10 protein-coding genes and 2 pseudogenes are annotated in these 12,898 nt (G+C 54.2%); 5 read left to right on the top strand and 7 right to left on the bottom strand.

Annotation, left to right across the window (positions count from 1 at the left end; translation table 11 throughout):
• A complete protein-coding gene (locus L9059_RS08960) occupies positions 1–1,098 on the top strand; it encodes an extracellular solute-binding protein (protein WP_247290128.1) in 1,098 nt (365 codons plus the stop codon).
• Between the two features lie 485 nt (positions 1,099–1,583).
• Here L9059_RS08960 and L9059_RS08955 read toward each other — a convergent pair whose 3' ends face one another.
• Entirely contained in the window at positions 1,584–2,489 is a 906-nt protein-coding gene (locus L9059_RS08955) for an AraC family transcriptional regulator (protein ID WP_247290125.1), read from the bottom strand.
• 108 nt (positions 2,490–2,597) lie between these two features.
• Here L9059_RS08955 and L9059_RS08950 point away from each other — a divergent pair, with 108 nt between their 5' ends.
• Both L9059_RS08950 and rclC read left to right on the top strand, forming a co-directional pair.
• Positions 2,598–2,939 (top strand): carboxymuconolactone decarboxylase family protein, encoded by a 342-nt coding sequence (locus tag L9059_RS08950; RefSeq protein ID WP_247290124.1) that lies wholly within the window; start codon positions 2,598–2,600, stop codon positions 2,937–2,939.
• Positions 2,940–3,116: 177 nt separating this feature from the next.
• Entirely contained in the window at positions 3,117–3,692 is a 576-nt protein-coding gene (gene rclC, locus L9059_RS08945) for a reactive chlorine resistance membrane protein RclC (protein ID WP_247290122.1), read from the top strand.
• 342 nt (positions 3,693–4,034) lie between these two features.
• On the opposite strand, the gene L9059_RS08940 is transcribed toward rclC, so the two are convergent.
• Positions 4,035–4,577 (bottom strand): cytochrome P460 family protein, encoded by a 543-nt coding sequence (locus tag L9059_RS08940; protein ID WP_247290120.1) that lies wholly within the window; start codon positions 4,575–4,577, stop codon positions 4,035–4,037.
• Between the two features lie 130 nt (positions 4,578–4,707).
• Positions 4,708–5,484: an alpha/beta fold hydrolase gene (locus tag L9059_RS08935; protein WP_247290118.1), complete on the bottom strand. Its 777-nt coding sequence runs from the start codon at positions 5,482–5,484 to the stop codon at positions 4,708–4,710.
• Between the two features lie 424 nt (positions 5,485–5,908).
• Between L9059_RS08935 and tnpC the strand changes: the two are divergent.
• Positions 5,909–7,327: pseudogene (gene tnpC, locus L9059_RS08930) on the top strand (IS66 family transposase); the annotation flags it as partial.
• Between the two features lie 2 nt (positions 7,328–7,329).
• Here the strand turns inward: tnpC and L9059_RS08925 are convergent.
• The 4 genes and pseudogenes from L9059_RS08925 to L9059_RS08910 form a co-directional block, all read right to left on the bottom strand.
• Complete coding sequence (locus tag L9059_RS08925) at positions 7,330–7,896, bottom strand: isochorismatase family protein (RefSeq protein WP_247290116.1); 567 nt, start codon at positions 7,894–7,896, stop codon at positions 7,330–7,332.
• Between the two features lie 447 nt (positions 7,897–8,343).
• Positions 8,344–8,937 (bottom strand): annotated as a pseudogene (locus L9059_RS08920) (glutathione S-transferase family protein); the annotation flags it as partial.
• A 315-nt stretch (positions 8,938–9,252) separates the two neighbouring features.
• Positions 9,253–9,876 carry a ferric reductase-like transmembrane domain-containing protein gene (locus L9059_RS08915; RefSeq protein WP_247290113.1) on the bottom strand — a complete coding sequence of 208 codons (624 nt, stop codon included), beginning with the start codon at positions 9,874–9,876 and terminating at the stop codon, positions 9,253–9,255.
• An 876-nt stretch (positions 9,877–10,752) separates the two neighbouring features.
• Positions 10,753–12,189, bottom strand: a complete 1,437-nt coding sequence (locus L9059_RS08910; protein WP_247290111.1) for an amidase — start codon at positions 12,187–12,189, stop codon at positions 10,753–10,755.
• Positions 12,190–12,306: 117 nt separating this feature from the next.
• Between L9059_RS08910 and L9059_RS08905 the strand changes: the two genes are divergently transcribed.
• Positions 12,307–12,879: a TetR/AcrR family transcriptional regulator gene (locus tag L9059_RS08905; RefSeq protein WP_247290109.1), complete on the top strand. Its 573-nt coding sequence runs from the start codon at positions 12,307–12,309 to the stop codon at positions 12,877–12,879.
• Positions 12,880–12,898 lie beyond the last annotated feature (19 nt).

Genomic DNA, 12,898 nt, shown 5'->3' with positions numbered 1-12,898 from the left:
ATGCGCATTCCCCACACACTCTTACTGGGCGCACTGGGCCTGGCCGTTGCGTCAGCGTCGCTGCATGCCGAAGAGAAAACCCTGCGGCTGTACAACTGGTCCGACTACTTCGCCGAAGACACACTGAGCCGCTTCACCGCCGAAACCGGGATCAAGGTGATCTATGACGTCATGGACGGCAGCGAAACCCTGGAAGCCAAAATGCTCGCCGGCGGCAGTGGCTACGACCTGATCTTTCCCGGCGACACCGTCGCCGAACGCCTGATGCGCGCCGGCAGCCTGCTACCCCTGGATCGCTCAAAACTCAGTGCCCTGGATGACATCGAACCCGGCCTGCAGAAGCTACGCACGCAATATAAAACCTCAAGCCAAGCCACCGTACCCTACACCTGGGGCACCATCGGCCTGACCTACAACGACGACCAGATCAAACAACGCGCGCCTGATGCCCCGGTCAGCAGCCTGGACATGCTGTTCAAGCCGGAACTGGCGGCGAAGTTTGCCGACTGTGGCATCTCGATCATCGACTCACCGGACGAAGTACTGGCCGTCGTCCTCAACTACCTGGGCCGCAACCCACGTAGCGCCAAAGCCGAAGACCTGACTGCCGCGAGTGAACTGCTGATGAAACTGCGACCGTACATTCGCAAATTTCAGTCGCAACCCGTCACAGACCTGGTTAACGGCAACCTGTGCGTGTCATTGGGCTACAGCGGCGACATGACCCAGGCCCAACGCACCTCGGACGGCGCGGGCAAAAACACCCGATTCGAATACCGCATCCCCCGGGAAGGCACCACCGTATGGATGGACACCATGGCCATTCCGGTAGACGCCAAACACCCGGAATACGCCTACGCGTTCATCAATTTTGTGATGCAACCCGAGCACATGGCCGCCATCAGCAACTTCACCGGTTACCCGACCTCCAACGCCAAGGCCCGCGCAAGCGTCGATGCAACGATGCGCAACAACCCCGACATCTACCTCAATGAGGCCACCTACGCACGGCTGATTCCAGGCAAGGACATTCCCCAGGCCGATATGCGAGCGCGAATGCGCACCTGGACCAAATTCAAGACGGCTACCGCCAAATGAACAATGCGCCGGAAAAACTCATCATGCCGACACGGCGAAACTTCATCAAACAGGCAGCCATCGTCGCCGGTACAAGCGGCAGCCGACAGTCACTGGCGCATGCCGGGAGAGGGCGCCCCCACGCGCAAGCGTTCATTAGTCGAACAGGCACTCAAAGAACGCCTCGGCTGATGGTCGCAGGCTGCTTGGTTAAACCTGTTTCTAACGCCTGGGGACACCGCAGGTTAAGCACATAGAACCGACCTCCAGACGGGATCAAGCGAGTTTGCATCATCGCAATACAGCCGAACATTTCATGGCTGACAGACGACAACGCTGGCTCATGAACAGCCAACGGATCTCGTCCTTCAATACTTGCCAACGCCACGATCCAAATCTCACCACCAATTAACCGCGTGACGGTGCGAGATAGCTTTACCGTATCCCGAGCCGCACGAGGCTAGTAAATCGTCCTCATCGTCCGGCATATGGAAATGTCGGAGATGTTACATTCCGCGCCTCACTCTCCCTGGTGCTTCACCGTATATTTCCTTGAATTTTTTGCTGAAAGCCGCTTGGGACTGATACCCCACTTGGGAAGCAATGTCGCTCAAACCCAAATGTGAGTGGCTTAGCAGGCTGAACGCTAACTCCATTCGGACTTGGGTCAACAATACCCAAGGTGAAACTCCAGCTACGCGTACGAAGGCTCGCATAAACGTTGCGCGAGACATGCTTGCGGTTTCAGCGAGACCGTCAACGGTCCACTCGTGCGCAGGATCAGCCAGCATGGATTGCCAAGCGCGGCTCAGCCTCTTATCGGACAGCAAGGCCAAGGTGCCGGTGTGTTGACCTTGGCTCGCGATGTGAGCGCGCAGGATCAATGTGAACAGCGCTTGGGACAAGGCATCGAGTAAATAATGTGCGCCGACCTGATCGCTATCTGCTTCACCTCTCAGCATTTCAACCAGTGCCGGCAGGGGCGCGCTCGCAGGGAGGGCTGCGCTTGGAATTACGAGATGTTCGGGAAGGGCGGCGAATAACATCGAGGCTCGATTGTAGTGAAAGCCTCCGCAAAGCATGTCTAGATCAGAACTCACGCCCCCAATGCGGTAGAGCGGCAGTCTCGCATTGGAAACCAGCCTTGGTGTGCTGGGCTCAACCGTTTTCCCAATGCTATGCATGATGTGCGGTGCACCGCGAGGCAGAAGCAAAATGTCCCCAGCTCGCATGGGCAGGCGTTGCCCGTCCGGGAACTCAACTCGACACTCTCCCTCAAGCACAATGTGATATGGCGCTTTCCCTAAGACTTCTTGCTCGTGATCTCGTGCCCAATCTCCCTGAAACTGACATCGGAGATCCACGCTACCTCGGACGTTAGCTAGGCTGATGAGCTTATCGATCGAATTCATTTGAGAGCTTCGCATAAAAAATTGAGCGGATTGGACAAACTGACATCACGCTGCAGGGGAAAACTGAGCCTGTCGAAACACTACACCAACATGCTCAGGAGTCATGCGATGTTCAACAACTGGTCCGAATTGCTACCCACTATTCAGAAGGCCTTCGGCGCGCTCGGAAAGAGCAACCCAAAAATGGTGAAGGCTTACATGGCTCTTGGTGAGGCCGCCGCCGAAAACGATGTGCTGGATGCCAAAACCCGTGAGTTGATTTCGATTGCTGTTGCTGTCACTACCCGATGTGACGGATGCATCGCCGCCCATACGGACGCAGCGATCAAAGCTGGCGCAAGCCGCGAAGAAGTGGCGGCCGCATTGGCAACCGCAATCTCTCTCAACGCCGGCGCGGCTTATATCTATTCGTTGCGTACGTTGGAGGCGTATGACTCGCTGAAGAAATAGATCACTCACCCGCACGCGCTTGGCCTCTGTACCGCAAGGTATTCGAGGCTTTTTTATACCTGCAAGATCTTCAGCAGTCTCTTGAGACGATCGAGCAACAAATTGAGCAAGACGCACAAAATCGGCTTTCAGACCCACGTCAGACTATCTCCACATTGAAACATTTGGAGAAGTCTCATGCTCACATCTTTTACTGCCTGGCTCCGTTTTATCAGCAAAGTCGACACTGTCGGAACGTCACTCATGCGATTGGCTATCGCAATCGTTTTTCTATGGATCGGAGCGCTGAAATTCGTTCCATATGAAGCTGACAGCATCACACCTTTCGTTGCCAACAGCCCGTTCATGTCTTTCTTCTACGAGCACCCCGAAGAATACAAAGCGCACCTTACGCATGAAGGTGAGCTGAACGCAGGCAAGCGCCTTTGGCAAACCGGTAACAACACCTACGGTTTTTCGACCGGTCTCGGATTCGTCGAAATCCTGATTGGTCTGCTCGTGCTGTCAAATTCCATTTCGCGACGCACTGGCCTGCTGGGTGGAGCGTTGGCCTTCGGTACACCACTGGTAACGCTTAGCTTTTTGATTACCACTCCTGAAGCCTGGGTGGGCGCTCTCGGAGATGCTCAACATGGCTTCCCTTATCTGTCGGGGGCAGGTCGTTTGGTGCTCAAAGACGTACTGATGCTAGCCAGCTCTTTACCCGTGATGGCCGACTCCGCACGTCAATTGCTCCGCGAACGCTCCGCGTAAACGCTGCATTTTTTGCTCTACTAGGTAGTACAAAAGTAAACGCATTGTGTGCGCCGATTGGTCGGCGAGTCTTGGTGGAATCTGAGTTAGCAGGGAAATTTATTGAATTTTTCGCAAGGCTTTTGCCTAGCATAATGCTGGGCCAGAGTACTTGGCATGCTGTCAAATTGAAAAGGAACTCGTATATTCGCGAGCCTCTAAACCGTTGGCGCGATAACCGAATTTCGGCCTGCGGGGCGGCGCTGGGCTGCTTTCGGTAACTCACGTATATCAGGCATAGTGCCTGATTGGTCGTGCGCCGGCCTCCGAGGCAAAGATCTCCACATAAAGGACGCCTGGCAGTTACTTCGAATACTTTGTGAAGATGAAGTCATCCTGAGGAGGCAATTTTGTGTGGCAAGCGAAACACGTGTTTATGAGCTGCTCACTAGGATTAGCTTTGCCATTTTCAAACTGACCGTATCCCCATCCTCCAGTGCTTGCATAGCGTTTTGAATCTTTGACTTCTATCTGCACGTTCGTCGGCTCCCCGGCGATGTAAGATTGCACGCGGCCGAATACGGCGTTGTTCCTTGCGGAGGATTCATATTTATAAGCGAGGCGGGCGATTATCGTGCCGTCTGGGAATGGGATAGTCCCATCCCGATACGCTTTTATAGCAACATCATTTCCGAGGATCACACGGATGTCGGCTTTGTCGCCGTCTTCATGCGCGATGCTGACGAACTGCCATTCGCGATAGCCATGGGGAAGGGCTACTCCAAAAACCGGCGATTGTTCCGCATCCGTGCCTGGAGTCGAGTCGGCGTATGCAAAAACTGAAAGCCATGCAACGCCACTCAAAAAACTTACGGTCGCAGATAGAGCGAGCAATTTCCTCTTCATCGAATAATACTCCTACGTCGACTCCGCAATTCTGTCTATTGCGGCGTCTAGGGCTTTAAGTGAGCATCCGTTACACGACCGGATGCTCGTTCAACGATGAAGCGGCTCATCATAAAGCCGCCACTGGTTGTCATTTGGCGTTAGCTGCTTTTTCGATCAGGCTGGCAACGACTTTCGGGTTGGACACCATCACCACGTGAGAGGCGCCTTTGACTGCGACGGTTTGCCTGGCTTGTGCCCGCTCGGCCATGAACACCTGGGCTTGTGCCGGGATGTTCTTGTCGGCAGTCCCATAGACAAACCAGGAGGGAATGGTTTTCCAAGCCGGCTCGGTCGATGCTTCATTTAGCGCGGCGGCCGTGACGGGACGTTGAGTCGCCGCCATCACGCGCGCGTCTGCAATGGAAACGTCAGCTGCGAACTGGTCGTGGAATTTTTCTTGTTGGATATACAGATCCTTACCGCCGTCAGCCAAGGCTATTGGAGGCGCGAGGGTAGGGCCCAGCGTGCCGCCCGGGAAACGCCCAGATAATGCTGCGGTGGATTCACCTGCTTCGGGTGCAATGGCTGCGACGAATACCAGCGCTTTGACATTGGCATTGCCGTAAGCCGCTTCGCTGATGACCGGGCCACCATACGAATGCCCAACCAGCACGATCGGCGTTTTGATGCTGGCGAGCACGTCGGCGACCGACTGCGCGTCACCTTTGAGTGAGCGCAGCGGGTTCGAGGCTGCGATCACTGGATAGCCATCTTTTTCCAGAATTTTGACGACGCCATTCCAACTGCTCGAATCGGCGAAAGCGCCGTGTACGAGTACCACTGTCGGTTTGACCGGCGCAGCCATCGCTGCGGTGGCTGTAATCATCGCGGCTGCGAGGGCCAGACCTGAAAATAACTTGTTCATCTAGTGTTCCTGTGTGTGAAGTACGTTGACGCAATTCCACCAATTTGTGCCGGGTACAGAACTAATCCTCCCTATCGGGTGGGCGTTTAGTAAGTCTGTGCAACGATTCAGAACCTTCTTTGCATCGTGAAGACAAACAATCGTCATCAGGTTGATGCCTCTGCGGCCGGTTGCAAATCAATGTACTGCGTGGCGCATGTTCTGCCCTAAACAACGCCGGGAGAACGACCAAAAAAGACAATCTACTGTTCCGGTTTTTGAAATGGCCGTATGCGTCCGGCCAAGTCATCTATGAATTGCGCCTGCAAACGCAGAACAGCACGCCGCTGCAACCTGCATTCATTCCACTCCCCATGCCGCTGGCCGGAGCAAATGCGCAAGCTGCATCGCCCAATATCTGTGTTGAAATCCAGTACCCGCGTGGCAAACAGTCATCGAGAAGCTGACCTTCGAGATCGCGCAACTCAAGCGCTTGAAGTTTGCCAAGCGTAGCGAGCAGTTGAATCCGGCGCAGGCCAGCTTGCTGGAAGATCTGATCGGTACCGATATCGCTGCGATTGAGACTGAGCTTCAGGCCTTGCAAATACCTTCAACTCCGACCGAGACAAAGCAAAAGCCTAAGCGCACTGCGTTACCGGCGGAGTTTCCACGCACACTGATCCATCACGAACCGGACAACTCTCACTGCCCATGCGGCTGTGCCCTCAGGCGCGTCGGCGAGGACGTCAGCGAGAAGCTGGACTACACGCCCGGCGTATTTACCTTTGAACGCCATGTACGTGGCAAATGGGTCTGCGATGACTGCGAAACGCTGCTTCAGGCACCGGTTCCGACACAGGTTATTGATAAGGGCATCCCAACCGCCGGCCTACTGGCCCACGTCATGATTGCCAAGTTTGCCGACCACCTGCCGCTTTACCGTCAGGAATCGATCTTCGGTCAAGCGGGTCTGGCGATTCCACGCTCAACCTTGGCTCAATGGGTTGGCGTGACCGGGGTTCAGTTGCAGCCGCTGGTTGATGCGCTGCGCGACGTGGTACTCAGGCAGCAGGTTATTCATGCCGATGAAACACCGGTGCAGATGGTCATGCCGGGAACAAAGAAAACCCACCGTTCCTATGTTTGGGCCTACGCCAACAGCCAGTTCTCGGATGTGGCAGCAGTGGTTTACGATTTCAGCCCCAGCCGCGCCGGAGAGCATGCTCGCAACTTCCTTCAAGTCTGGAAGGGTAAGCTGGTCTGTGATGATTTTGGCGGTTACAAAGCCAGCTTCGAACTAGGCGTGACCGAGATTGGGTGCTTGGCTCATTCGCGGCGTAAGTTCTCTGAACTGCATGCTACGAATAAAAGCACACTTGCTGAGCAATCCCTGCGTTATATCCAGTTGCTGTACGAAATCGAAAGCGAAGTCCGCGATCTGGAACCGAATTTACGGCGCCGAATACGGCAAGAAAAGGCCGTCCCGGTAATGGACATGCTACATGCCTGGATGAGCGCCCAGCGCGATCTGGTGCCCGAAGGCTGAGCCATAAGCAAAGCACTCGATTACAGCCTGAAACGCTTGGCAGCGCTGTCGCGCTACCTTGATGACGGGGCTGTACCCATTGATAATAACTGGGCAAAGAACCAGATCCGACCATGGGCTTTTGCACGTAAGAACTGGCTCTTTGCTGGCTCGCTACGCAGTGGAAAACGGGCGGCAGCGATCATGAGTCCGATCCAGTCGGTGCGGCTCAATGGTCATGATCCGTATGCATATCTGAAGGATGTTCTCACGCGCCTGCCGACGCAACGGGCGAGTGAAATAGGTCACCTGCTACCGCATCAGTGGGTGCCTACATAACTTCATAGGGTGAGCTGTGCGACCACTTCGTCCGATGACATGACATCGGCATACTCATCACCGAGTATTGCCAAGGTCAGTTCATGAACGGTTGTGGCGTCCCAGGACTTTCCATGCGCCCCGACGACGGGCACGGCTGTCGTGGCGTCTGAGGGAAGGATGATGCTGTATCCGAGTGCTTTTCCCGCACGGACTGTAGCGTCCATGCTGTTATGAATGACAACGCCCGTCAGCACCAAACGCTTTACCTGCATCCCTTTAAGAATGGCATCCAGTTCGGTGCCGATGAAGGCGCAGTTTTCCTGTTTGATGATGACGGTTTCTCCCTTTATCGGGGCAACGTCTTTCTTGATGCCATTCCAGGGGCCATGGACGTAATAGCTGGATGTAGGAGTCTGTTCGTCGTGCTTCACGTGAAGAACTGGCCAGCCGTTTAATCGCCAGTGATCGAGAAGGCGTTGGATCACCACCACATACTCAGGATTATTTTTGCCATCCCAATTCGGGCGATCAATGGCATCCTGAACGTCAAGGATAACAAGGGGAATAGGGCTGGGTTGATCCTTCATGTAATTTCATCTCCTTTAGGTGGGGCAAGTAGACTGAGTGTGCTGCAACGAGCCTCTACCAGCAACTGATTGCAGGCGAAACTTGCCTGGGAACTGCTCTACGTGAAGCTCTTCGTGATGACCCTCTAGCTTATGCAAGGTGACTTCGGCAGACGCTTACAAATGGCCGCGATTTTTTGCAGCGAACTACGGCAGTAGGGCCGTCCGAGTTTGATCTCCATGTGAAATTCGGCCTGTGCTAGGCATTCCACCGATCAAAGAATGAGGCGCGATGCCTAATATCTCCCGCGCGAGACCGAGGGCATTGGCTGTCGGTTGGGAGAGGATGTGCGCTTGAGGGACTATTGAATTCAAAGCTGATTGAAATTTTGACGGAATGCGCCCCTACACAATCTTTAGAGAAGATGTGTAGGGAGTCAGAGGATTGCTCCAATTCCGCACATGGATTTACTGAGGTGGCGTGGCTTTAAAACTCGGCAGGGCTTGCATCTTTGCCCGCCAGTCGGCGAAACCATCGATGGCAAAAACCTCATCCGCATCCGGAGTCATCGACATGTACGCACAAGCGGGCGCGAGATACAGGTCCCCAATGCTAGGGCTTTCGCCCGCTAGGAATGGATCCGCGCCTTTAATTTTCATCAATTCGCGCAAAACCAATTTAGAGTCTTCGATGCCCTGCAGGCGGGACTCATCGTTTTGCCCCCCCATAAAGTCCGGGAACAGGTAATAGCCGAATACCGAAACCATTGAACCGTAACCGTAGGAATTGTAAACCGCTTGAGCCATGTGACTACGCGCCCGATCACGGGCATTACCAGGCGTTAAAGAATGGCCGGGCAAAACCTCATCGAGGTAGGACATGATCGCCGAGGTCTCGATCACTCTGAAATCGTCGTGATCAATCACTGGTACTTTGCCGAACGCATTGCGCTCTAGATGTTCCGGAAGATGCGTTTCTCCATTCATTACGTTGATTTGTAACTGATCAAAATCAGCACCTTTTTCCGCTATCAGCATTTTGACCGTGCGAACGTATGGACTTGCATCGAAACCGGTAGCGAATGAGACTCATGAAATCGCTCCAACATGGAAGGACGTAATCGAGTCGCAGACGAGTGCGTGTCTGACCCTGCCGCGTGACTAGAACGGGGCATGCATCGGACAGGATTTGCCAATTTCCAAGAACTAAGGTTTGAGCGCTGAGAGCGGGTCAATACACCCCGCTAGCGTATCCTTGGCCTTATTGCTTGTGGCGATCTTGAGCGAGTAATTTCAATGTAGACCAATCTTCAAATCATCACGCATCGCAGTTTTTACCGATAAATATCCATAAAAAATTTCGCAATCATGGTGAAATCAAGCATGCGCGCGCGGGTGGCTGCGCTTTTGCATTTGCGCGACTTTCCCTATCACCCGAATCGCAATGGCTGCGCACATTATTCCAAACGGCACCACATACCAGGCACTCAAAGGGATGCGTTTGAAATTGGAGTAGGTGAAGACAGCTGCCAAAACCCACATACCGCAGACGTGAATAGTTCTCCATGCTCGTCGTCCAATCAGGCGCGTGGTTGCTTTGAAAGAGGTCAATGTCATCAGGACAATGAAGAGGTAGCCAACGGACCCAGGAATATTGCCGACGGTTGTGCGTCCAGGCCAGAACTCAGGGTTCAGCTGACCATAGGTGTAAATCAGCAGAGCATGAACCAAGTGTGAGAATGCGAACGCAAGTCCTATGAATCGACGTTCGCGCACTAGGGTTTTAGAGAATGAAGACGGCACCAGAACCGCAAACGCAGATGCTGTAAAGGCTGCGAGAAACAGTGCGAATGAAGTGCGTGCTGTGGCTCGAATTGCGCTGCGTGCTGCTTCGACCAAGTCAGGGTTGAGCGCGAGGATCAATGCTGTCATCACTAGGACCAGCAGCGACAGCAGAGAGAATAAGGACCAGCCGTGGAATCGTGATAATTGGGCGTTCATTGCAACACTCTAGGGGAAAGGCCGAATCGGGCTTGTACGGTGATCGGCGGAGAGCGCAGTCTTTCAAGCAGGTGTGTTAGCGATGTGTCCGGAGGGGATCCCAGTGAAACATTCTGTGTCTGAGGCGATGCTAGATACATTCCAGTACACCGGACCGCTGACTAGTAAGGAGCGTTGTGACGTTTCCACAAGTCTTAATTCATCGGTCGGGTGTGGAGCCATTAAGAGCGATCACTCTCTGAGCGAAAAAGATCGTGAAGGAAAGGTTCAGGGCATTCTGGCGGAGCTAGGTATTCTCACTAGCCAGCTCACCACTACCACGAATGATCTGCACCGCACAGAAAACGAAATGAAGCTTTCGTCGTCGATGAAAAAGCTTTCGAATTCCCTTTCAGCTCCAAGGGACTGACGCACAACGCCACTGATTGAGCCTTCACTCACGTCGCTGGAAAGCTGTGGAGTCGCAATCTGCTTACAAGACACCATCGACAGCGAGATGGTTTATGTCTAACTCTCAAATCATTGGCCCCACTGACACGGTCGAAGGCTATCGCCTGAACTGCGACCAGCCCAGACAAGCCCCCGCGCCGTCCGCCCGTAAGCGTCCGCCCATTACACCTTGCGTAACTGCGAAATGGCACCCCACGTGATGACCCATTTGCATTCGATGTGTAGTGCACGCAGCCGTGAGCACCGGCAGAGCGCGGCCTATTTCATTGAAAAACTCGATCGAGTGAATCGGGAGCAGCTCAATTTGCTGAAAAATGCATCTGCCATTTTGTCCAACTACTCATCGTTCAACTCCTGACCTGTAGCTTCGCAAACTTGCTAGCCGACTATCGGCTAGCAAGGTAATGCTGAGAGATACCCACCGTACTATAGCTTTCCGGCCCAAACCTCAGGTTTGCGCGCAGTCCAAGGCAAAGCACGCTCTAGCTGACCTGCCAGACGCAGCAGCATGTCCTCTCGACCAAAGCCCGCTGAGAACTGCATGCCTATAGGCAGACCACTTTCTGGATCAAACGCCAGTGGCATGGACATAGAAGGGGATCCAGTCACATTAGCTAATGCGGTGAAGGGCGAGTGGGTGAATACGCGATCCATCCAACCCCTACCATCCAGATGCTCCTGACCTTCGTTATAGCTGCCTATTGCAGGGGGCAGCGCTGGTAGAGTCGGACTCAGCAGGATGTCGTATTTGCAGAAGAAGTTACCCATGCTACGGGTAACAAGATTTCTTAAATACATGGCCTCAAGCAAATCGATGGCGGTGAGTTGACTACCCATCTGATGCAGGGAAAGAGTGGCAGGCTCAAGAGTGCTGGCATCAATGGGGCGGCCGGTTCCCGCAGCGATGGCGTTGATCCAGGCAGCGGTATTTGCTGACCAGAACCGGGCATTCATTTCAACAAAGCTTTCCCAGCTTAGACCAATGTCCAAACAAACCTCGTCCACGTTATGACCCATGCCTTGGAGCTGAACAGCAACATTGCGAGTCGCATTTGCGACCGGTTCGATGGAGCGAGTGGCGTTCAGTGGATGCAGGAGAAGGCCAATCCGCAGTGATCCAGGCTCACGAGTCGTTTCCGACAAATAGGAATGCTGCGGCTTAGCGATCTCAAAGGGATCACCCACGGCTCCCCCCTCAATTGCATCCAGTAAAGCGGCACTATCGCGCACTGTTCGACTGACGACGCCGTGTACGGCAAGCCCAGCCCACACCTCGTCCACCGCCGGCCCCATTGAAATTCTGCCCCGGCTGGACTTAAGTCCGAATAGTCCGGTAGAGGCTGAAGGTACGCGGATAGAACCACCGCCATCGGTGGCATGCGCCGCAGGTACCAGACCGGCGGCTACGGCAGCGGCAGAGCCACCACTTGACCCACCAGCGCTGCGGCTCAGATCCCATGGGTTGCGAGTCGGCCTCGAAAATACGGCTTCAGTGGTGGTACTGGCGGCCAATTCTGGAGTGGTGGTTCTGCCGATGGTAACCAGACCTGCCTGCCGCAAGCGGGTCATCAGGTTAGAGTCCTCGTCGGCGATGCACCCGGCTGCCAAGCGACTGCCCAGCTCATTTAGGTGCCCCTTGGCAGTAAGACCCAAGTCCTTGACCAGAAAGGGTACGCCCTTGAACGGCCCAGTAGCTGCCTGGGGTTCACTCCCCCAAACCTCAACCAACGCATTGATCTTTGGATTGAGCTGCTCAATGGCGGACAGTGCCGCGGCACTGACTTCGGCTTGGCTGACTTGACCGCTGGCGATCAGCTCAGCAAGGCCCAGTGCATCGTATTCGGCGTATTCAGCGGTTCTCATCACATTCTCCGAGCCATTTACCTGGCAAAAGCGGTATGATTTGTACTTGTCAGTATCGAACGATACTGATTGGTATAGTAAGATACCTAAAGGTATCGCTGTCAAGCGGAGAACACCATGCGGCCCGAACGAATTCCACAGTTAGCCCCCAGAGAAAGGATTCTCGATGCAGCCGAGGAGTTGTTTTTCACTGAAGGCATCAGTCGGGTTACGGTGGATGCCATCGCGGCAAAGGCCAAATCGACCAAGATGACCGTCTACCGGCATTTCGATTCGAAAGACTCGCTGGTTCTTGAGTGGTTACGGTTGCTCGTCGATAAATATTCCGAGGTCTTCGAAGTGCTTTCGGCACAGTACGCCGGTGATCCCAAGGGGCAGATTCTCGGGTTTGCCCAGTTCATCGCGCATGACCTTTCGGCTGCGTCTTATAGGGGCTGTCCTTTCACCAATTCACTGGCGGAGATACCTGAGCCAGGAAATCCCGCCCGCCGACTCATCGAAGAACATAAAAAGCGTCAGTTCCTCCGGTTGGTGGTTCTCTGTGCCGAGGCTGATTTGCCCGAGCCGAACGAAGCGGCGATGGAACTCACTTACCTGATGGAGGGGGCTCAGGTCGTTTCGCAGAACAAAAGCATCGTGGGCGTCGGTGAAAACCTCATGAAGATGGTTCGGAAAAAAATCACCGGGTAAATCGAGAGGCAACTGACTG

It is taken from the genome of Pseudomonas violetae (assembly GCF_023072615.1).
Lineage (GTDB): Bacteria > Pseudomonadota > Gammaproteobacteria > Pseudomonadales > Pseudomonadaceae > Aquipseudomonas > Aquipseudomonas violetae.
Note: the sequence above shows the minus strand (reverse complement) of the source record. Positions and strands in the feature narration are given on the sequence as shown.